The organism is uncultured Sphingomonas sp. (assembly GCF_964021865.1).
Taxonomy (GTDB): Bacteria; Pseudomonadota; Alphaproteobacteria; order Sphingomonadales; family Sphingomonadaceae; genus Sphingomonas.
Genome location: NZ_CAXIAM010000059.1, coordinates 1 through 19,054, shown reverse-complemented (window position 1 = coordinate 19,054; position 19,054 = coordinate 1). Strand labels below are relative to the sequence as shown.

The 19,054-nt window shown below is 67.9% G+C and carries 20 protein-coding genes; 9 read left to right on the top strand and 11 right to left on the bottom strand.

Annotated elements, in window-relative coordinates:
* The coding region (locus AADI75_RS13685; RefSeq protein ID WP_341209571.1) for a methyl-accepting chemotaxis protein at positions 1-613 on the bottom strand (613 nt) is incomplete at its 3' end.
* A 205-nt stretch (positions 614-818) separates the two neighbouring features.
* Positions 819-1,301: an Lrp/AsnC family transcriptional regulator gene (locus tag AADI75_RS13680; protein WP_341209570.1), complete on the bottom strand. Its 483-nt coding sequence runs from the start codon at positions 1,299-1,301 to the stop codon at positions 819-821.
* A 111-nt stretch (positions 1,302-1,412) separates the two neighbouring features.
* Here AADI75_RS13680 and ald point away from each other — a divergent pair, with 111 nt between their 5' ends.
* The gene (ald, locus tag AADI75_RS13675; protein ID WP_341209569.1) at positions 1,413-2,501 is read left to right on the top strand and encodes an alanine dehydrogenase; all 1,089 of its coding nucleotides are present in this window, start codon (positions 1,413-1,415) and stop codon (positions 2,499-2,501) included.
* A 51-nt stretch (positions 2,502-2,552) separates the two neighbouring features.
* Here ald and AADI75_RS13670 read toward each other — a convergent pair whose 3' ends face one another.
* Positions 2,553-2,933, bottom strand: coding sequence for a hypothetical protein (locus tag AADI75_RS13670; RefSeq protein ID WP_341209568.1), 381 nt, complete (start codon positions 2,931-2,933; stop codon positions 2,553-2,555).
* A gap of 249 nt (positions 2,934-3,182) precedes the next feature.
* Between AADI75_RS13670 and AADI75_RS13665 the strand changes: the two genes are divergently transcribed.
* Both AADI75_RS13665 and AADI75_RS13660 read left to right on the top strand, forming a co-directional pair.
* The gene (locus AADI75_RS13665; RefSeq protein ID WP_341209567.1) at positions 3,183-3,815 is read left to right on the top strand and encodes a methyltransferase domain-containing protein; all 633 of its coding nucleotides are present in this window, start codon (positions 3,183-3,185) and stop codon (positions 3,813-3,815) included.
* A complete protein-coding gene (locus AADI75_RS13660) occupies positions 3,812-4,459 on the top strand; it encodes a hypothetical protein (RefSeq protein ID WP_341209566.1) in 648 nt (215 codons plus the stop codon). The genes AADI75_RS13665 and AADI75_RS13660 overlap by 4 nt, the downstream gene beginning before the upstream one ends.
* Before the next feature lie 232 nt (positions 4,460-4,691).
* On the opposite strand, the gene AADI75_RS13655 is transcribed toward AADI75_RS13660, so the two are convergent.
* Positions 4,692-6,350: an aminotransferase class III-fold pyridoxal phosphate-dependent enzyme gene (locus AADI75_RS13655; protein WP_341209565.1), complete on the bottom strand. Its 1,659-nt coding sequence runs from the start codon at positions 6,348-6,350 to the stop codon at positions 4,692-4,694.
* A gap of 38 nt (positions 6,351-6,388) precedes the next feature.
* Here AADI75_RS13655 and asd point away from each other — a divergent pair, with 38 nt between their 5' ends.
* Entirely contained in the window at positions 6,389-7,243 is an 855-nt protein-coding gene (gene asd / locus AADI75_RS13650) for an archaetidylserine decarboxylase (RefSeq protein ID WP_341209564.1), read from the top strand.
* A 50-nt stretch (positions 7,244-7,293) separates the two neighbouring features.
* Here the strand turns inward: asd and AADI75_RS13645 are convergent, their stop codons facing one another.
* Together AADI75_RS13645 and AADI75_RS13640 are read right to left on the bottom strand one after the other, a co-directional pair.
* Positions 7,294-8,619 (bottom strand): HAMP domain-containing sensor histidine kinase, encoded by a 1,326-nt coding sequence (locus AADI75_RS13645; protein WP_341209563.1) that lies wholly within the window; start codon positions 8,617-8,619, stop codon positions 7,294-7,296.
* Positions 8,616-9,278 carry a response regulator transcription factor gene (locus tag AADI75_RS13640; RefSeq protein WP_341209562.1) on the bottom strand — a complete coding sequence of 221 codons (663 nt, stop codon included), beginning with the start codon at positions 9,276-9,278 and terminating at the stop codon, positions 8,616-8,618. Before AADI75_RS13640 ends, AADI75_RS13645 begins: the two co-directional genes overlap by 4 nt.
* 125 nt (positions 9,279-9,403) lie before the next feature.
* On the opposite strand from AADI75_RS13640, the gene AADI75_RS13635 reads away from it, so the two are divergent.
* Positions 9,404-10,006 (top strand): hypothetical protein, encoded by a 603-nt coding sequence (locus tag AADI75_RS13635; RefSeq protein WP_341209561.1) that lies wholly within the window; start codon positions 9,404-9,406, stop codon positions 10,004-10,006.
* A 45-nt stretch (positions 10,007-10,051) separates the two neighbouring features.
* Here the strand turns inward: AADI75_RS13635 and AADI75_RS13630 are convergent, their stop codons facing one another.
* Positions 10,052-11,005 carry a 2-hydroxyacid dehydrogenase gene (locus AADI75_RS13630; RefSeq protein ID WP_341209560.1) on the bottom strand — a complete coding sequence of 318 codons (954 nt, stop codon included), beginning with the start codon at positions 11,003-11,005 and terminating at the stop codon, positions 10,052-10,054.
* A 193-nt stretch (positions 11,006-11,198) separates the two neighbouring features.
* On the opposite strand from AADI75_RS13630, the gene AADI75_RS13625 reads away from it, so the two are divergent.
* Positions 11,199-11,627 (top strand): NIPSNAP family protein, encoded by a 429-nt coding sequence (locus tag AADI75_RS13625; protein ID WP_341209559.1) that lies wholly within the window; start codon positions 11,199-11,201, stop codon positions 11,625-11,627.
* Between the two features lie 159 nt (positions 11,628-11,786).
* Here the strand turns inward: AADI75_RS13625 and AADI75_RS13620 are convergent, their stop codons facing one another.
* Positions 11,787-13,052, bottom strand: a complete 1,266-nt coding sequence (locus AADI75_RS13620) for an amidohydrolase (RefSeq protein ID WP_341209558.1) — start codon at positions 13,050-13,052, stop codon at positions 11,787-11,789.
* A 218-nt stretch (positions 13,053-13,270) separates the two neighbouring features.
* Positions 13,271-16,054, bottom strand: coding sequence for a TonB-dependent receptor (locus AADI75_RS13615; protein ID WP_341209557.1), 2,784 nt, complete (start codon positions 16,052-16,054; stop codon positions 13,271-13,273).
* 269 nt (positions 16,055-16,323) lie between these two features.
* Here AADI75_RS13615 and AADI75_RS13610 point away from each other — a divergent pair, with 269 nt between their 5' ends.
* The 3 genes from AADI75_RS13610 to AADI75_RS13600 all read left to right on the top strand — a co-directional run bounded on the left by AADI75_RS13610 (position 16,324) and on the right by AADI75_RS13600 (position 17,808).
* Positions 16,324-16,692: a CsbD family protein gene (locus tag AADI75_RS13610; protein WP_341209556.1), complete on the top strand. Its 369-nt coding sequence runs from the start codon at positions 16,324-16,326 to the stop codon at positions 16,690-16,692.
* Between the two features lie 37 nt (positions 16,693-16,729).
* Positions 16,730-17,611, top strand: coding sequence for a hypothetical protein (locus tag AADI75_RS13605; protein WP_341209555.1), 882 nt, complete (start codon positions 16,730-16,732; stop codon positions 17,609-17,611).
* Between the two features lie 62 nt (positions 17,612-17,673).
* Positions 17,674-17,808: an entericidin A/B family lipoprotein gene (locus tag AADI75_RS13600; RefSeq protein ID WP_341209554.1), complete on the top strand. Its 135-nt coding sequence runs from the start codon at positions 17,674-17,676 to the stop codon at positions 17,806-17,808.
* 188 nt (positions 17,809-17,996) lie between these two features.
* On the opposite strand, the gene eda is transcribed toward AADI75_RS13600, so the two are convergent.
* Entirely contained in the window at positions 17,997-18,602 is a 606-nt protein-coding gene (gene eda, locus AADI75_RS13595; RefSeq protein WP_341209553.1) for a bifunctional 4-hydroxy-2-oxoglutarate aldolase/2-dehydro-3-deoxy-phosphogluconate aldolase, read from the bottom strand.
* Positions 18,599-19,054: glucokinase (locus AADI75_RS13590; protein WP_341209552.1), on the bottom strand; the 456-nt coding region annotated here is incomplete at its 5' end. The genes eda and AADI75_RS13590, both read right to left, overlap by 4 nt.

The window sequence follows — 19,054 nt, the reverse complement described above, 5'->3', positions numbered from 1 at the left end:
CCTGCTGCTCGGTGCGCTGCGACAGATCGTCGGACGCCTGGCGGATGTCGGCCGCACCGCTATTGATGCCGTTGCTGGCCGAAGCGACCGCGGCAATCGTGTTCGATACCGCCGCCATCGCCCGATTGAAGTTGATGCGCAGCGCGTCGTACTCGGGCGCGAACGGCTCGTCGATCTTGCACGTCAGGTCGTTCTCGGCCAAGCGGCCGAGCCCGCCGCCGAGCGCGTCGACGACCGCCTGCTGCGTGGCTGCCGCGCTGGCCAACGCCCTGCCGTTGCGCTGGAACACATGCATCGCGCGCGCCATCCGGCCGACGCAATCGCGATAGTCGGTGAAGAGGATCGGTGCGTCGAGATCGTTGGCGGCGAGGCGCTCCATGCGCACCACGGTGCTGACGTAGGGATCGCAGATCAGCTTGCGCGACAGCAACGCCACGACGAGCACGGCGAGCAAAGCACCCGCGGCCAGGCCGATCGCGAGCGACGCCGGCACCATACCCCACGCCGCACCGATGGTGGTGCCGAGCGATAGTGCGGACAGGCTGCCATATACCGCAGCCAGCACGGCGAACTTCACGCGAATCGGCGCATCCGCTTGAAACCACTTGAACATTCTAGATTCTCCGCACCCTGTCCCGAGTATCTCTATCAACAGAGATTAGTCCGCGGAGACCTGCCGCTATTTGTTGAAGGCGGAGTTAACGACCGCCCCAAGCAACAAGGCTGAGAGAAGAAATATCGTCCGAGTTTAAATGGAACTTCTCTTTGTTTCAGATGTTTGCTGTTTTCGTCGAAGAATTCCGATCACTGAAACTTGTTTAATCAAGCAGCGCCGGCGGCAGGCGCGGTGCGACCACCTCTTTCAGCACGAAGCCGCTTTCCATCTGCGTGACGCCGGGCAGGCGCGACAGCTCGTCACGGTGGATCTGCGCAAAGTGCGCCAGATCCCGAGCCCTTACGGTGACGAGATAATCGTAGCTGCCCGACATCAGGTCGCAGCGGACCACCGACGGGCTTGCCGCGATCGCGGTTTCGAAAGCGTCGAGCACGTCGATCCGCTGGCTCTCCAGCGTGACCTTGATGTGCACCGTCGTCTGGCAACCCAGCCGTGCCAGATCGAGCCGGGCGGCATAGCCGGTGATGATCCCAGCCTCCTCCAGCGCGCGCTGCCGCCGCGCGACCGCGGTGGCGGAGCGGCCGATTGCTTCCGCGAGCGTGAAGGCGGTCGCGCGGGCATTGTCGAGCAGCAGCGCGATCAGGCGGCGGTCGATTCGGTCGAGAACGGGGTCTTTCGGCATCATCGTGGCTGATCATGCAGGATTTCGGCGCAAAGTCATCGGGTGCACGCCTATTTTGCCCGGTTTCAACGCCGATACCGCGCTATGATGCGCGAAATGACAGGAGACGGACCCATGCGCATCGGCGTGCCCAAGGAAATCAAGAATCACGAATATCGTGTCGGGCTCACCCCCGGCGCGGTGCGCGAATATGTCGCGCATGGCCATGAGGTGATCGTCCAGACCGGCGCGGGTGCCGGGATCGCTGCCGATGACGACGCCTATCGCGCTGCGGGTGCCGGGATCGTCGACACCGCCGAGGAAGTGTTCGCGACCGCGCAGATGGTGGTGAAGGTCAAGGAGCCGCAGCCCGGCGAGTGGGTGCAGCTCCGCGAGGACCAGATCCTGTTCACCTACCTTCACCTCGCCCCGGATCCCGAGCAGGCCAAGGGGCTGCAAGCGTCGGGCGTCACAGCGGTCGCCTATGAGACGGTGGTCGACGGGCGCGGGCACCTGCCGCTGCTCGCGCCGATGAGCGAGGTCGCCGGACGGCTGTCGATCGAGGCGGCGGGGACTGCGCTGAAGGCGGTCAACGGCGGTCGCGGCGTGCTGATCGGCGGCGTGCCCGGCGTGCAGCCGGCGCGGATCGTGGTGCTCGGCGGCGGTGTCGTCGGCACCCATGCGGCACGGATGGCGGTCGGGCTCGGCGCGGAGGTGACGATCATCGACCGCTCGATCCCGCGGCTGCGCGAGCTGGACGAACTGTTTCAGGGCCGGGTGCGCACGCGCGTCTCGACGCTGGAATCGATCGAGCACGAAATCTCCGAGGCCGATGCGGTGATCGGCGCGGCGCTGATCCCCGGTGCCTCGGCGCCGAAGCTGGTGACGCGCCCGATGCTGAAGCTGATGAAGCCGCGCGCGGTGCTGGTCGATGTCGCGATCGATCAGGGCGGGTGTTTCGAGACCAGCCACGCCACCACTCATGCCGAGCCGACCTATGAGGTTGACGGCGTAATCCATTATTGCGTCGCGAACATGCCGGGTGCGGTACCGCTGACGTCGAGCCACGCGCTCAACAATGCGACGCTGCCCTACGGGCTGGCGCTGGCGGATCGTGGCTATGCCGCGGCCGAGGCGGAGGCCGGGTTGATGGCGGGCGTCAACGTGCGCGGCGGCAAGATCGTCAACAAGGTGGTGGCCGAGGCGCTGGGCGTCGCGGGGTGATCGGTCGGAAGTGACGGTGGGGCGAGCGTCGTCGCTCGCCCCCCACCCAGATCACTTCTTCTTGCGCGCGCGCTTCGGGGCGGCGGCCGCGGCGGTGTCTTCCTCCTCGTCGTGTTCCTCTTCGCCCGCTTCGGTCAGCGCCTCGCCAAGCGACTTGAGCTTGTCCTGCGACTTTTCGGCCTTGTCGGCGATCTTGGTCGTAGCGGCGCCGAGCCGGTGGAGCAGCGCGTGGACGCGGTCGGCGTCGGGCTCGTCCTTCTCCAGTTGCTTCCGCAGCGATCCGAGATCACGCAGGATGCCCTTGGCGCCCGGCGTATCGACGTCGGCGAGCGCAGCCTCCCAATCCTCGATCATGTCGACGCCCTTGGCGGGCTTGGTTTCGTCGAGCCCGCGATTGATCGCGTTCAGGGTTCCGGCGAATTTGACGGCCATCGGCGATTTCCTTTGAAGGGAGAAAAGTCCCGCGCCGCCAACGAGGGGCCGATCGGCTTGTGTCCGTGATCCAGATCAAAGTGGAAGATAAAGGAGCGGCCGCGGCATGTGTCACTCCCGTGTCGCTTCGATGACGGCGACCGTCACGCAATCGTCGTCACGCTGACACCTCTCCGTCGCACAAGGGTCGCCGTCCCAAGCCCCATCGGGGCTCCTCAGCGAAGGTAAGCGGCGGGAATGACAGCGACGATGACGACGGCCGGCGTGGCGCTGGCCTATGATCGGTGGGCGCCGGTGTACGATCTGGTGTTCGGCCCGGTATTTCGACAGGGACGCGCGGCGGCGATCCGCGCCGCAGACCAGATCGGTGGCCGGATCCTGGAAGTGGGGGTCGGCACCGGCATCTCGCTGCCGCAATATGCGCGGACGAGCCGGGTGACCGGCGTCGACATCTCCGAGGACATGCTCGACAAGGCTCGCGCCCGCACGCGGCGGCTGAACCTGCCGAACGTCGACGCGATCCGCGTCGGCGATGCCGAGGCGCTGGATTTCGCGGACGAGTCGTTCGACGTCGTCGTTGCGCAATATGTGGTGAGCGCGGTTGCCAACCCGCGGCGTGCGCTGGATGAATTTGCGCGCGTCTGTCGGCCGGGCGGCGAGATCATCATCACCACCCGCGTCGGCGCCGAGCAGGGCATGCGCGGCGGGATCGAGCGCGCGCTGATGCCGATCACCGAGCGGCTCGGCTTTCGGACCGACTTCCCGTTCGCGCTCTATACGGACTGGATCGCGACGCGCAGCGACGTGTCGCTGACCGAGCGGCGTGCGATCCCGCCGCTCGGACATTTCTCGCTGGTCCGCATCGCCAAGGAGAAGGCATGATGCCGTCGCTTCGCAAGCTCCGTTTCGAGGATGAGCAGGGCAATCCTGGGTTCCGTGCGCAATTGAAGGAGCAGCGCTGGGACGATCATCGTTATTATCACCACGATCTGATCAACCAGAGCCTGCATTTCGTCAGCGCCTGCACGTTCATCACCGCCTATGCGTTGCTGTTCGTCGATGCCGCGCTGGCGAGCCTCTTGGCGTGGGGCGTCGCGATGACTAGCCGGCAGGCCGGTCATTTCTTCTTCGAGCCGAAGGACTATGACGAAGAAAATGGCGTGAGCCACGAATATAAGGAAGAGGTGAAGGTCGGTTACAATCTGATGCGCAAGTACGTGCTGATGGGGCTGTGGCTGGCGATCCCGGTGGCGCTGGCGCTGTCGCCGACGTTGTTCGGTCTGCTGGAGCGGCCCGATGGCGCGATGGACTTCCTGCGGCACGTCGGCTTCGGGTGGCTATTCTTCGGGATCGCGGCGATCCTGTTCCGGGTCGGGCAATTGTGGGTCGAGCGCGATCTGGAAACGGGGATCGTCTGGGCGACCAAGATCGTCACCGACCCGTTCAGCGACTTCCGCCTGTACCGCACCGCACCGGCACGGCTGATCAAGCACGGGCGTACCGACGACACCCACGCGGCGGCGTGAAGGCGGCGGGGCGGGGCGGAGTTTCCGTCTCGCGTCCACTCCGTCATGCCAGTGGCGGCGAGGATTCAGACGCGCGGTCGCTGGTGAGGATCGGGACGGTGTTTGCCACCGTCCCGATCGTGCAGTGATGACATGGGTTCTGGATACCCGTCTGCGCGGAAATGACGGAGTGGGGGTGGCGAGCGGGCGGTTGTTCCTTCACCCGCCGCTCCGCCTCCTCACCCCCAACCCGTCATCCGCCCTGGAGGCGCGCCGCCAGCGACTCCTTCAACGCCTGTCGCTTCAACTGTTTGTTGGTCGCCACCGGGCCGTCCCACCAGCCATCGGCCAGCATGGCGCGGCTCGCGGCGACGAACCGCGCGGCGATCTGCTCGAACAACGCGTCGTCGATATCGAGACTGAAGATCAGCCGCCCCGTGCCGACCCATGACAGCGCCAGCCCCTCGGCGCGGAGGTAATATTGCAGCATCCAATTATAGCGCGACGGGCGGGTGTAGAGGATGGTCCACACCGTTTCGAGATGCGCGACCGACAGCGGCACTTTCGCCTCCGCGAGCAACGTGTTCAGCCGCGCGGCGCGCGCGTTCCAGCGTTCGGTCATGCCGTCGTACAGCGCGGCGACCTCGGGCGTCTCGAGCCGGCGCAGGAAGGCGTCGGTCGCGGCCATCACATAAGGATGCGCGTTGAACGTCCCGCGCGCGAAGCAGATGTCGACCGGGCGATCGTCGCGCCAGCGCTTCATCAGCGCCGCGCGCCCGGTCAGCGCGCCGATCGGCAGCCCGCCGCCCAGCGACTTGCCCCAGACGATCATGTCCGGGTCGATCCCCCACGCGCGCGCGACGCTGCCGCGCGCGAGGCGCAGGCCCATGAACACCTCGTCGACGATCAGCACGATGCCATTGGCGCGGCATGTTTCGGCCAACCGACGCAGCCACGCGACGTATGCGGGCAGGTTCGCGCCGGCCGCGCGTCCGCTGTCGACCAGCTGGCTATCGGATGGTGCGCCGGCATTCGGGTGGAGCGCCTGCAACGGATTGACCAGCACGCAGGCGATGTCCTTGCGCCGGGCGAGCACCGCCAGCGTCTGTTCGGACTGGTCGGCGAGCGTCAGCGTATGGTCGGCGGGGACGGGGTTGCCGATGCCGGGCTGCACCTCACCCCACCAGCCGTGGTAGGCACCCGCGAACCGCACCAGCCGACGCTTGCCGGTGTGATAGCGCGCCAGCCGCACCGCCTGCATCACCGCCTCGGTGCCCGACATGTGGAACGACACCTCGTCGAGTCCCGACAACTCTCGCAACCGGCGGACGTTGTCGGCGACGACCGGGTGGTAGCTGCCCAGCACCGCGCCGAGCGGCCCGGCAGTGTCGAGCGCCTCCCGCATCGTCTCCTTGTAGAAGTCGTTGCCGAACAGGTTGACGCCGTAGCTGCCGGCCAGGTCGATGAAGCGGTTGCCGTCGAGATCGGTCAGCCACGCGCCGTCGGCGCGCACCATGAACGCGCCGACCGGCAGGTGTTCGCGCACCGTCGCCGCGAACGGGAAGGGTACGCGGTAGCGGCCGGTGAATTGCAGGTCGGACAGACCCTCCCGCGTCTCGGCGGTCAGCGCCAGCGTCTTCGGGAAGCGTTCGGCATAGAGCGCGGCGAGTCGCTCGAACCCGGCGCGGCGGCGCGCGGCGACATCCGCATCGCAGGCGTCGGCGCGGAAGAAGCGGTCGTCGACATGCGCGTAATAAGGAATCTGGCTGGCGAAGCGCTTGGCCATGCGAACGTGCCCGCCGGGGCCGGGGTGTTTGGCACGCGAGAGCGCGAGCCGTTCGCGACCTTTGGTCGCGGCGAACAAGGTGCCGGCGACGAGCCCGGCAACGGCGGCAAGGGTCTTTTTCTGCATGGCGCCACTACGCGCGCCGCGATGACGCAGGTGTGACAATGCGAACCGGACTGATGCGCGTGCTGATGCAGGAGGACCTGAATTTCCTGCTGACCAACCGGCTACCGCGGCGCTGGGCGACGAAAATGGTCGGGCGGCTCGCGGCGATCGAGCATCCGCTGGTCGCCAAGCCCGCGCTGGCGGCGTGGCGGTTCTTCTGTGACGTCGATTTGCGCGATGCCGAGACGACGCGCTTTGCGAGCCTGCGCGACGGGTTCATCCGGCGGCTGCGTGCGGGCGCGCGGGTGTTTGCGGAGGGCGAGGGCGTAGTGGCGAGCCCGTGCGATGCGATCGTCGGCGCGCATGGGCGCGTCGAGAACGGGCAGCTGTATCAGGTGAAGGGCTTTCCCTATCGGCTGGACGAGCTGGTGCCGGATGCGGCGCTGGCGGCGCGGTTCGCGGACGGCTGGTTCGTGACGCTGCGGCTGACCGCGGGGATGTACCATCGCTTCCATGCGCCCGCCGATCTGACGGTCGAGGCGGTGACCTATCAGTCGGGTGATTGCTGGAACGTCAACCCGATCGCGCTGCGCCGCGTCGAGCGGCTGTTCTGCCGCAACGAGCGCGCGGTGATCGAGGCGCGCGCGGCGGGCGGGCGCGAACTGCTACTGGTGCCGGTCGCGGCGATTCTGGTGGCGAGCATCCGGCTGACGTTCCTCGATACCGAACGGACGTTGCGCGAGCACGGGCCGGGGCGGCGCGCGTGCGATTTGGCCGTGACGAAGGGTACCGAAATGGGGTGGTTCGAGCATGGCTCGACGATCGTGATGTTCCTGCCAGGCGCGGCGCGTCTGCGCGACGGGTTGCGCGAGGGGCAGCCGATCCGCGCGGGGGAGGCGATCGCGGATTGGTGAGCGGCTCGTGCCGTTCTTCGTCGCCCGGGGGCGTGAACCGGGATGACGGATCAGGCGGCCGGCAGCGTCAGCGTGACCAGCAGGCCGTGCGGCACGTTCTCCGTCAGCGTCACCCCGCCCCCGTACAGCGCCGCCAGCTCCGCGACGATCGGCAGCCCGAAGCCGTGGCCGTCGCCGCGCTCGTCGAGCCGGGTGCCGGGTTGCAGCACCTGCGCGCGCGCGGCGGCGGGGATGCCGGGGCCGTCGTCGACGATCGTCACCGCGACACTGCGCCCGTCGCGGCGCGCGGCGACAGCGATCCGCGACGCGGCGTGGCGCGCGGCATTGTCGAGCAGGTTGCCGAGCAGTTCGTCGAGGTCCTGCGTATCGACCGCGACGGCGATGTCGTCCGCAATCTCGCGCGCGACCGTCAGCGGGGGGCCGTCGTGAAGCCGCTCGACGACCGCAGCGATGTCCGCGACCGCGGGCGCGAGCCGGGTGGCGACGCGGCGGTTGACCGCGGCGGCGCGCGCACGGGCGAGATGGTGACGGATGGTGCGGTCGATCCGCGCGACGGTCGCGGCAAGGCGGGGCTGGTCGCGCAGCTCGATCGCCAGCGCGGCGACCGGGGTCTTGAGCGCATGGGCGAGATTGGCGGCCGACGCGCGCGCGGTCGCGAGCGCCGCGCGATTGTCCGCGGTCAGCGCGTTCAGTTCGCTCGCCAGCGGCGCGAGTTCGGCAGGCTGGTCGGCATCGACCCGCTCGCATGTGCCGGCACGGATGGCCGCGACCTGTTCGCGCAGCCGGCGAAGCGGGCGCAGCGCGACGCGAAGCTGGACGAGCAACGCACCGGTCAGCAACGCCGCGACGCCCGCGAGCGCCATCAGCAACGGCGCGAGCGCGCCCTCGATCGGTCGCGCGATGACATCGCGCGGCGCGGCGGCGGTCAGCGTCACGTCGCCGCGGCGCGTGGTGAGCGTGATCGTCCGCGCGTGGAGCGCGCCGCCGTCCGCCGCTTTCGCCTCGACCGGGTGCGGCCCGGGCGGGGCGGGCGGAGCAGGAGGTGTGGGCGAAGCGGGCGGCCCTGCGGGTGGCGTCGGTATGTCGGTCGCACCGATCGCACCGTCCGGCCCCGTGATCTGCCATTGCCAGCCGGGATCGGCGCCAAACGCCGCCACCCGCTGCGTCAATCGCACCCGGTCGACCCGCCCCTCGCCGTCGACGACCGAGGCGAGCACCAGCAATTGCGCGTCGAGCCGGCGGTCGAGCCCCTCGGTCACGAACCGCCCGAGCAGCCCGGCCATCACCGCGCCAGCCAGCACCAGCGCAAGTATGGTCGCGACCGCCGAAACCAGCAGCATCCGCGCCTGCAGCGATCGCGGGAATCGCCAGGTCATGCCGGGCACACCAGCCGATAGCCGCGCCCGCGCACCGTCTCGATCAGCGTCGCGCCGATCTTCTTGCGCAGCCGTCCGACGATCACCTCGAGGCTGTTCGAATCGACATCGGCGTCGCCCTCGTAGACGCGCTCGAGCAGGTCCAGCCGCTCGATCACGGCGTTGCGGTGGAGCATCAGTTGCGACAACACGCGCCATTCGAAGGCGGTCAGCTTGAGCGGCAGGCCGTCGCGTTCGAACACGCCGGTCTGCGAGTCGAACGACAACGGGCCGCACGCAACCAGCGCCTGCGCGTGGCCCGCGGCGCGGCGCATCAGCGCGCGGAGCCGCATCACCAGTTCCTCGACGCGGAACGGCTTGACGAGGAAGTCGTCCGCGCCGGCCTTGAACCCGGCGACCTTGTCCGACCAGCCGTCGCGCGCGGTGAGGATCAACACCGGGAGATCGCGGTTCGCGTCGCGCCACGCCTTGAGCACCGATATGCCGTCGCGCCCGGGCAGGCCGAGGTCGAGAACCGCCGCGTCGAACCGCTCGGTTTCGCCGAGATGCACGGCGTCGATGCCGTTGGCGGCGACATCGACCGCGAAATTTTCCTCGCGCAGCGCGCGCGCGATCGCCGGCCCGAGATCGCGGTCGTCCTCGACCAGCAGGATACGCATCTTGCCCCTTCCTTCCGGCAGCCGCCCTATGCCGATCGCCTAAACCGAAACTGAACGATCCGGTTCAGCGCGGGTGGCGGGGTGCGCGCCTAAACATCGCTCATCAACCCGAAGAGGAGTGAGTGATGAAAGTTTCGATGATCCCGCATCTGTCGCGCGGCCAGCGTGTCGCGCTCGGCGGCGCCGCCTTGCTGGCGATGGGAGCCGCTGGCGGCGCGGGCGCGGTGCAGCTGACGCGTCCCAGCGTCGAGATGGCGCCGACCGTGCCGACCGCGATCGCCAAACTGCCCGCCACCAGCGGCATCGTGACGGTGCGCGGGCGTGTCGCGGGTGTGTACGGCACGCGCTTTCTGGTCGAGGACGCCAGCGGGCGTACACTGGTCGATGCCGGACGCGGCGCGGGCACGCTGACCAAGGGCGCGCCGGTGCTGGTGCAGGGCCGGTTCGACGACGGGCAATTGCGTGCGCGCTTCCTTGCCGATCAGGGCGGGGTGCGTGAGGTCGGCGCTCCCCCGCCGCCGCCTGCGCCGCCCGCACCGGGGGCCGGTGCTCCGCCGCCTCCGGGGGCTGGAGCACCGCCTCCGCCGCCGCCGGGGGCTGGCGCACCGCCGCCGCCGCCTGTTCAGGGTGCCGGTGCCCCGCCGCCCCCGCTGCCCGGCGCCGGCGCACCGCCGCCGCCTCCGGCGAACGGGCAGGTTCCGCCTGCGCCCGTCGCACCGCGCGCGTAATCGGATCGGGGAGCAGCGCCACGTGCGTTGCTCCCTTTCCGCGCGTCAGGCGGTTTCGGGCACCGCGGTCAGCGCCTTGCCGGTGTCGAACCAGCTGACCAGGTTGTCGACCACCAGCTGCCCCATCGCCGCGCGGGTCTGCTCGGAGGCCGAGCCGAGGTGCGGCAGCAGCACGACATTGTCCATCGCGCGCAATTCGGCGGGGACGTGCGGCTCGTCGGCATAGACGTCGAGCCCGGCGGCGAGGATCGTGCCCTCGCGCAGCGCGGCGATCAGCGCCGCCTCGTCCGCGACGCTGCCGCGCGCGACGTTGATGAAGATGCCGTCCTTGCCCAGCGCCTCCAGCACGGCGGCGTTCACCAGATGGCGGGTCGCCGCGCCGCCCGGCACGATCGCGATCAGCACGTCGCACGCCGCCGCGAGCGCGACCGGCGTGTCGTGATAGGTGTAGCCCCTATCGTCGCGCCGCGTGCGCTGGTGATAGGCGATCGCGACGTCGAAGCCCTCCAGCCGCCGCGCGATCTGTTGCCCGATCGCGCCGAGCCCTAGGATGCCGACCGTCCGCCCGCGCAATGTCGGCGAAAGCGGGAAGGAGCCCTGCTCCCAGCGCCCCTCGCGCACATAGCGATCGGCCTGCGGCAAGCGGCGGACCGTCGCCAGCAACAGTCCGAGCGCGAGATCGGCGACCTCGGCATCGAGGACGCCGGAGGTGTTGGTGACCATAATGCCGCGCGCAGCCGCTGCCTGTGCGTCAATATTGTCGTAGCCGACGCCGAAATTGGCGACGATCTCCAGCGCGGGCAGTCGATCAAACAGTGCATCGTCGACACGGCCAGCGAGTGTATTGGCGGCCAGTCCGCGGATCGCCGGCGCATGTTCGGCCAGATAGGCATCGGGGTCGGGCTGCTCCCATAACCGGTGCAGCGTGAAGCGCGCGTCCAGCGCGGCGATCACCGCGGCGGGCATCGGGGCGGGCATGAGGATGTGTGTCTCGGTCATGCCCGCCGGTGTAGCGGCTCGTACGCCGCGCGTCAGCCGATCGGGCGGGCGACGGGCGTGCGGCATCCCACGAACTTTCCGTTCCCCAGCTCGATCGAGGTCAAGCCTTTCTTTATGCCAGGGAAAGGGCTGGGGCTTGTACCGCCGACGGTTTAGCGGCGATATGTTGTCCGAAAAGAGAAGGAGGGGCTGGATGCGACGGATTTTGTGGGCAGGCGTGGCGGCGGTGCTGGCGGGCGGGGTGGCGCAGGCCGAACCGGTGAAGCTCGACCCCAAGACCGCGGTTTATGAATTGCGCACCTATTATCCGGCGCCCGGCAAGGCCGCAGCGCTCAACGCGCGCTTTCGCGAGCATACGCTGGGGCTGTTCGCCAAGCACGGCATGACCAACGTCGCGTACTGGAACGAGATTCCGACCGACGCTGCGCCCGAAGGGCGGGTGGTCTACGTGCTCGCCTATCCCAGCCGCGCGGCGCGCGATGCGGACTGGGCGGCGTTCGGGAAGGACCCGGAGTGGCAGAAGGTCGTCGCGGCTTCCGAGGCGGCGGGCAAGCTGGTGACGAAGGTCGACAGCGTGTTCATGACCGCCACGGATTACTCGCCGCCGATCCTTTCGAAATGATCGTCACCCCGGACTTGATCCGGGGTTCCGCTTTTTCCTGATCGGCCGGAGCAGAAGAAGCGGGATCCCGGATCAAGTCCGGCATGACGGAGTGCTATACCGCGCCGCCCGGCTTGAGCAGATCGAGCACCGCCGCCGTCATTGCGGTCGCGCCCGTCGTCACAACCGCCTGCGGGTCGACCTTGAACAACGGCGAGTGGTGTGACGGATCGGCGGTCCGCCCTTGGCGGCGGCGTCGAACGCGGCCTGTTGCGTGCCGCCGACCGCGAAATAATAGCCCTTGATGCCGTATTTGGGCTCGACGAAAGCGGCGAAATCCTCCGCGCCCATCCCCTTTTGCTGGAACGGGATCACCTTGTCCGCGCCAAGCGTGGTCGCCATCACCGCATTGAGCCGGCGCGCGAGGGCGGCGTCGTTGATCGTCGTCGGCGTGCCCTCGATCACCGTGACGACCGGCATCTTGTCCGCGGGCATTCCGTTCAGCTCGCCGATGCCGCGCGCGACGCGCCGGATGCCGGCGAGCAATTGCGCACGGGTCGCCTCATCGTTGGCGCGCACCGTTACCTGCAGTTTCGCCTGGTCGGAGATGATGTTGTGCTTCAGCCCGGCGTGGAAGCTGCCGACGGTGATGACCGCGGGGCGCAGCGGCTGGCGCTCGCGGCTGACCAGTCCCTGCAGCGCGATGACAAGCTGGCTGGCCATATAGACCGGGTCCTTGCCCGCTTGCGGGCTCGCGCCGTGCGCGCCGATGCCGGGGACGATGATGTCGACGCTGTCCGACGAGCTGTATTGAATGTCCTCCGACGCCGAGACGGTGCCCGCCAACCCTTCGGAATTCGAGTGATAGGCCAAGGCGTAATCGGGCTTGGGGAAGCGCGTGTAGAGGCCGTCCTTCACCATCGCCGCCGCGCCGCCGACGCGTTCCTCGGCGGGCTGGACGACGAAGACGACCGTGCCGGCCCAGCGGTCTTTCATCGCGGCGAGGCGGCGCGCGGTCGCGACCAGCCCGACGATATGCGTGTCATGCCCGCAGGCGTGCATCACCGGCGCCTCGACCCCGTCCACGCCGACCTGCCGGACGGTGCTGGCGTTGGCGAGCCCCGACTTTTCCTCCACCGGCAGCCCGTCCATGTCGGCGCGGACCAGCACGACCGGCCCGCTGCCGTTTTTCAGCACGCCGACCACGCCCGTGCCACCGACCTTTTCGGTGACCTGGACACCTTTGATCGCGCGGAGCGCCGCCGCCATCTTCGCGGCGGTGCGCTCTTCCTTGAACGACAGTTCGGGGTGGCGGTGGAAGTCGTCCCACATCGCGGCCAGCGACGTGTCGTAATCGGCGCGGATCGCCGCGGCATAATCGGGCTCGGCCGACGCAGGCTGCGCGAGCGCACCGAGCGCGGCGGCGGCGAGAAGCAGATGACGCATGGCAGGACCCCCGTGTTTTCCGCAGCCTAGAGTCTGCGTTCGGTCACAACAAGCGACTCGGTACACGGTGCTCTCACCGGATCACGATAAGGCTCACCGTTCGCACCGAGCTTGTCGAAGTGCGTGTTCCAAGCGCTCCGGCTGGTTCACGTGCTTCCACAAGCTCAGCACGATCGGGGTGGGTGAGGCACGTACCGCCTGTCGCTTGCGCGGCGCGGTTACATCCGCAGCGTCGCCGACAGATAGAAGCTGCGGCCGTAGAAGCTGCTCTCCTGCCAGATCGACGGATTGTTGTTGTAATAGGCCTCTTCGCGGCTGTTGTTCAGGTTGATGACGCCCGCGGCGAAGCTGAGATAGTCGGTCGGGGTGAAGCCCGCCGACAGGTCGAACTGCGTGCGCGCGCGCACCGTATGGCCTTCGGTGGCGAAGAAGCTGTCGGCGCCATTCTGTTCGTAGGAGCTGCGGTAATTGGCCGACAGCCGCAGGCTGAACAGCCGGTTTTCCCAATAAGGCGTGATGTTCGCGGTGTTCTTCGACAGGTTGCGGACCGTGAAGCCGGTGCCGATCGCCACCTTGGTCGGGATCACGCGCGTGTAATTGGCGAGCAGCCCGAAGCCGTCGACCGGCAGCCAGCGGTCGAACGACTGGTTCCAGCTCACCTCGACGCCGCGGATGCGGATCGTGCTGGGGTCGTTCGATGTCTGGGTGATGTTATAGATGTTGCCCGCGGCATCGACGCAGTCGCCGTTGGTCGCGCCGGTGCTGGCGCGCGACAGCGCGGTGCCGTTGAAATTGCCCGGGCAGACCAGCGACGAGAAGGTGCCGTTCTTCACCCATTTGTAGAAGCCGTTGATCGACAGCGCGCTCGCCGGGCCGTAATACCATTCGACGCCCAGATCGAGCTGATCGGCGGTCAGCGGCTTGAGCCCCGACTGGCCGAGATCAACCGTTAGCGTGCGCGTGCCGACCGGGAAGGTGTTGGCGGTCGACGAGGTGGTCTGCGCCAGCGAGCTGCGCGAATCGAGGATCGGGCGGACCAGCACCTTGGCGGCGGCGAAACGCACCTGCAGCGTGCGCGTCGGTTCCAGCACGAGGTTCAGGCTGGGCAGGACGTTGTCATATTCCTGCGTCTCGACATATTCGCCGATCTTCTGCGTGACGTCGGTGTAGCTGCCGGTGCGCGGCTGGGTGATGTTGCCGTTCACGACCTGTCTGGTGTGTTCGTAGCGGACGCCGAGGTTGCCGCGCAGCGTCGCGCCGAACACCATGCTGTCGAGCGACGCCATCGCATAGACCGCGGGGATGTAGCGATCGACGGTGTAGCTGCCCTCGGGTGCGGGCAGGTCGGGCACGGAAATGCCGGCATTGGCGAGCGCCTGGCGATAGCCGGCGGTGTCGGGCGCGATCCACGCATTGGGAAGGTCGCCGTTGCCGTCAAGGAAACCGCCGACCCCGAAGCTGCTCGCCGACAGCGCCGGGAACAAGGTGCTGGTCGGCCCCGGACGGTTGGCGATCGAGCCGAGATCGTGGCGGCCGACGTCGCGCACGAAGCTTTCGTGGCGAAACTTGGTGCCCGCCGCAAATTGCGAAATGGGGCCGAGCGTCACGTCCTTGGTGACGTCGACCTGCGTCGAGACTTCCTTGCCGGTGGTGCGGCGGGTCGCGCCGTTCGGGAACTCGTTCCGCACCAGCGTCGCCTGATTGTAGAGCGCCGGATCAGACAGGTTCGCCGCGACGGTGTATTTGGGTTTGCGCGGATCGGTGATGTCGAGCGTCGCAGAAGGAATGGTGACGCCGACGATCGCGGCGTCCTCGCGCGAATAGGCGTAGCCGCGCGTGAAATTGCCGACCGCGCGCACGGCGAGCCCGTCCTCGTCCTTCCACTTCATCGCCAGCGTATAGCCCTGGCTCGACAGTTTGCGGCTTTCCTCCTGCCGGTTGTTCTCCAGTGTGAAGTTGGTGGCGGTCGTCACCTTCGACGCGCCGTCGCTGATGCTGCCCGCGGTCAGCCGCGCGGTGTTGAACAGGAACACCTGCTGGTTGACGTCATATCTGGTGTCGTCGCGCGCATAGATCGCGGTGGCGTCGATCTCGAGCCGGTCGGTCGGGCGCCATTGCACCCCGCCGCTGCCGGTAAGCTGTTCGATCGAGCGGTCGATGCGACGATAACGCGGCCTGCGCGGGACCGCGATCACCGCGCCGTCGATCGTCTGCGTCGCCCAGCGATCCTGAAACAGATAGTCGGCGCGGTCCTCGAGCTTCTGATAGCCGACGTTGACGTATACGCCGAGCCTGCCGTCCGCGAATTGATCGACATAGCTGGCGCCGAACTTCGGCGTGATCGTCTTGCCGGCATATTCGCTGTTCTGCGCCTTGGCGGACAGCACGATCTTGCGCGACTTGTAGTCGAGCGGCTGGACGGTCTGGATGTTGATCGTGCCAGACAGCCCGCCGCTGTCCATGTCCGGGGTCGGCGACTTCAGCACCTGCACCGCATTGGCCAGCTCGGTCTGGATGATGTCGTAGCGGAAGCCGTCGGTGAAATCGGCGCTCTTGAACGTCTGGCCGTTGATCGTGGTCAGCGCATATTGCGGGCCGAGACCGCGGATGCTGATCGTCGCGCCGCGGCCGTTGATGTTCTGCATCTGCACGCCGGAGATGCGCTGGATCGATTCGGTGATGTTCTGGCTCGGGAACTTGCCCAGATCCTCTGCGGAGATCCCGTCGCTGACGCGCGTGTCGCGGCGCTTGGCGTCGAGCGCGGTGGCGATCGAGGCGCGGAAGCCGGTGACGACGACCTCCCCCGCTTCCTCGGCGGCATCGGCGGCGGCGATCGGTTCGCTGTTCGCGGGCGTCGGGGTGGTCTGCGCCGTAGGATCGAGCGGAACGGTCTGTGCCGCAACCGCGGGCACCGCGATCCAGAGCACCGACGCCGCGGTGCCGAGCAGCATCGTCTTCCCCGCACGCGCCACGCGCGCCGGTTCGCGAACAACAACAGCCATTTTCCCTACCCCCGATGGTTAAGCATGTGACCGCCCGCCGGTTTGTCCGATCGTTGGCCCTGCTCCTCCTGCATGGTCACGGTGCTTTGGTATCATCGAACTGTCAATTGGTTTTACAGCGGTAATAGATTGCCCTGACAGGTTGGCACGGTGGTGGCTGATGGAACTTACTAATCCAAAGCAGGTTTTGTCGGTGAATAGGTCGAAGATGCGTGCCGGCTCACTGTCCGGCGGCATTGATCCCGTCCCACTCTTTCGGAGGATTGATCATGAACAAGCACGAGCTGCACGGTGGTGCGCGCTACGTCGGCGGCAAGGTCGAGAAGGCGATCGGCGACGTCGCGGATCGCCGCGACTGGCAGGCGGACGGCGTGCTGAACCAGGTCGCGGGCGGCGCCGAGAACCTGTTCGGACGCGCGCAGTCGATCGCTGGCGACGCCGCGGACATGACGCCGGGCCTGATCGAGGAAGCGCGGGAGCGGATCGGCGACGCCGCTGACCGGGCCGCGGTCGCGACCCGCCAAGGTGCACAGGTGGCGACCGCAACGGTGCGCGAGAATCGTGGCACGACGCTGGCGCTGGTCGCCGCATTGGGTGGTGTCGCGCTCGGCTGGCTGCTGTTCGCGCATCGTCGCTGAGCGTCACAATTTTAGGTCAAGAGTAACAGGAGTGCGTATGGCAACGAACATCCCGGCGGGCATGATGCCGCTGGACGACCGCGGGATCGCGCGCGTCGGACGGCGCGTATCGTGGGGCGCGATCTTCGCGGGTGTGGTGATCGCGGTGGCGGTGCAATTGCTGCTCGGCATTCTCGGCACTGGCATCGGGCTGTCGATGATCGATCCGGTGGAGGGATCGACGCCGGGCGCGGCGGGCTTCGGGATCGGTGCCGGCATTTACTGGCTGATCACCACCGTCCTCGCGCTAGGCGCGGGTGGCTATGCCGCCGCGCGGCTGTCGGGCGTCACCGAGAAGTTCGATGCCCTGTCGCACGGGCTGGTCGTCTGGGGCGTGACGCTGATCCTGACGCTCTATCTGCTGACCTCGGCGGTCGGCGGGATCATCGGTGGCGCGTTCCGCACAATGGGGTCGGTCGCAGGCGCGGCTGGTGCGACGGTCGGCGCGGTGGCGCCCAGGGCGGCGCAGGTTGCCGGGGTGGATGCCGGCGATGTGAAGCAGGAGGCGTCGGCTTATCTGTCGGACGCGCCGAACGATCCGGCGCAGATGACGGCGGAGCAGGCGCAGGCCGAGATCGCGCGTCAGCTGCCGGCGCTCGCGCGCGGCGGTGCTGAAGGCCAGCGTGCCGAAAACCGGATCGTCGACATCGTCGCCGCACAGCGCAAGATCAGCCGCCAAGAGGCGCAGGCGCAGGTCACGCGCGCCAAGGCTGACTTCGTGAAGACAAAGAACGATGCGGTCGCCACCGCCAAGTCGGCGACCGATGCCGCCGCGGGTGCTGCTGCCGGCACCTCGTTCGTCCTCGTGCTTGCGCTGCTGGCCGGCGCAGGTGCAGCCGCCTTTGGTGCGACGACGGCCACCCGCCGCCGCTTGCGCTGAGTGCCCGCGGCGGGCCTGCGTATCCGGCCCGCCGCACACCTTTGCTTCAGGAGGAGATGATCATGAACCGCAAGATTGCTCTCGCCACCGCCGCGGTCGCCTTGCTGGCGCTTTCGGCCTGCAACACCGTTCACGGTGCCGGCAAGGACCTGAACTCTGCCGGGAAGGCAGTGACGAAAGCCTCGGGTGAGAAATAAGCCGGCGACGAGGCGTGCCGCTTAGCGTTGGGCGTGCCTAAAGTCGGCCTGTCACGGCCCGCTACGATATCTATCGTGGCGGGCCGTCTGACATATCGACGCCTTGGAATTAATGCACGGCCCAGCGTGTTCTTCATCACCATCGAAAAAGAAGCGAGATCCCAGGTCGAGCCCGGGAAGACGATCCATTAACGTGCGAGCCCCGCTGCTGCGCGCGCGCGGGCTTCGATCTCGGGCAGCGTGCCCTCGGTCACCCAGCTACCACCGACGCACAGCACCGGGCCGATCGCCAGCCAATCCGGCGCGCTCGCTTCGGTGATCCCGCCGGTCGGGCAGAATTTGCACTGGTAGAAGGGCGCAGCCAGCGCCTTGAGCGCCTTCACCCCGCCGCTGGTTTCGGCCGGGAAGAACTTGAAATGCTCCAGCCCCATGTCGAGCCCGCGCATGATGTCACCCGCGGTCGCGACACCCGGCAGCCACGGAATGCCCGCCTCCAGGATCGCGTCGCCGGTCTTCGCCGACAGGCCGGGGGAGACGATGAACTCGACGCCCGCATCCTTGACCTGCGCGACCTGCTCGGTCGACACGACCGTGCCCGCACCGACGATCGCGCCGGGCACCTGGCGCATCTCGCGGATCGCGTCGAGCGCGGCCGGGGTACGCAGCGTCACCTCCAGCACTTTCAGCCCGCCGGCGACCAACGCCTCGGCAAGCGGGCGCGCCTGCGCGGCGTCGTGGATGACCAGCACCGGGATCACCGGGCTGGTGCGCATGACGGTTTCGATCTGGCTCACGATTGATGCTCCTGCGCGAAGGCGGCCGCGGCACCGAACAGGCCCGGCTGCGGATGGGTGATGAGCTTGACCGGGATTGCCGACATCAGCGACTGAAATCGGCCCTTGGCGACGAAGCGCTGGTCGAAGCCCGAGCGCAGCAACTTGTCCTTGATGCGCAGGCCCAAGCCGCCCGCGATCACGACGCCCTTCGCGCCATGCGCCAGCGCGAGATCGCCCGCCACCGCACCGAGCGCGAGACAGAAGCGGTCGAGTGCGGCAAGCGCGATCGAGTCGGTGCCCTCCAGCGCCTCGGTCCAGATCGCCTTGTCGTCCTTGTGGATGTACGCCCGACCTTCCAGCTCGGCGAGCGTCTCATAGATCGCGACGATCCCCGGCCCGGCGACGATCCGCTCGACCGACACGCGGGTATAGGTCTTGCGCAGCCGCTTGAGCAGCGCATCCTCGATCCC

Coding starts and splice junctions, on each gene's coding strand:
- AADI75_RS13680 (WP_341209570.1), bottom strand. CDS start 1,301: ATGATGCCGAAAGACCCCGTTCTCGACCGAATCGACCGCCGCCTGATC.
- ald (WP_341209569.1), top strand. CDS start 1,413: ATGCGCATCGGCGTGCCCAAGGAAATCAAGAATCACGAATATCGTGTC.
- AADI75_RS13670 (WP_341209568.1), bottom strand. CDS start 2,933: ATGGCCGTCAAATTCGCCGGAACCCTGAACGCGATCAATCGCGGGCTC.
- AADI75_RS13665 (WP_341209567.1), top strand. CDS start 3,183: ATGACGACGGCCGGCGTGGCGCTGGCCTATGATCGGTGGGCGCCGGTG.
- AADI75_RS13660 (WP_341209566.1), top strand. CDS start 3,812: ATGATGCCGTCGCTTCGCAAGCTCCGTTTCGAGGATGAGCAGGGCAAT.
- AADI75_RS13655 (WP_341209565.1), bottom strand. CDS start 6,350: ATGCAGAAAAAGACCCTTGCCGCCGTTGCCGGGCTCGTCGCCGGCACC.
- asd (WP_341209564.1), top strand. CDS start 6,389: ATGCGAACCGGACTGATGCGCGTGCTGATGCAGGAGGACCTGAATTTC.
- AADI75_RS13645 (WP_341209563.1), bottom strand. CDS start 8,619: ATGACCTGGCGATTCCCGCGATCGCTGCAGGCGCGGATGCTGCTGGTT.
- AADI75_RS13640 (WP_341209562.1), bottom strand. CDS start 9,278: ATGCGTATCCTGCTGGTCGAGGACGACCGCGATCTCGGGCCGGCGATC.
- AADI75_RS13635 (WP_341209561.1), top strand. CDS start 9,404: ATGAAAGTTTCGATGATCCCGCATCTGTCGCGCGGCCAGCGTGTCGCG.
- AADI75_RS13630 (WP_341209560.1), bottom strand. CDS start 11,005: ATGACCGAGACACACATCCTCATGCCCGCCCCGATGCCCGCCGCGGTG.
- AADI75_RS13625 (WP_341209559.1), top strand. CDS start 11,199: ATGCGACGGATTTTGTGGGCAGGCGTGGCGGCGGTGCTGGCGGGCGGG.
- AADI75_RS13620 (WP_341209558.1), bottom strand. CDS start 13,052: ATGCGTCATCTGCTTCTCGCCGCCGCCGCGCTCGGTGCGCTCGCGCAG.
- AADI75_RS13615 (WP_341209557.1), bottom strand. CDS start 16,054: ATGGCTGTTGTTGTTCGCGAACCGGCGCGCGTGGCGCGTGCGGGGAAG.
- AADI75_RS13610 (WP_341209556.1), top strand. CDS start 16,324: ATGAACAAGCACGAGCTGCACGGTGGTGCGCGCTACGTCGGCGGCAAG.
- AADI75_RS13605 (WP_341209555.1), top strand. CDS start 16,730: ATGGCAACGAACATCCCGGCGGGCATGATGCCGCTGGACGACCGCGGG.
- AADI75_RS13600 (WP_341209554.1), top strand. CDS start 17,674: ATGAACCGCAAGATTGCTCTCGCCACCGCCGCGGTCGCCTTGCTGGCG.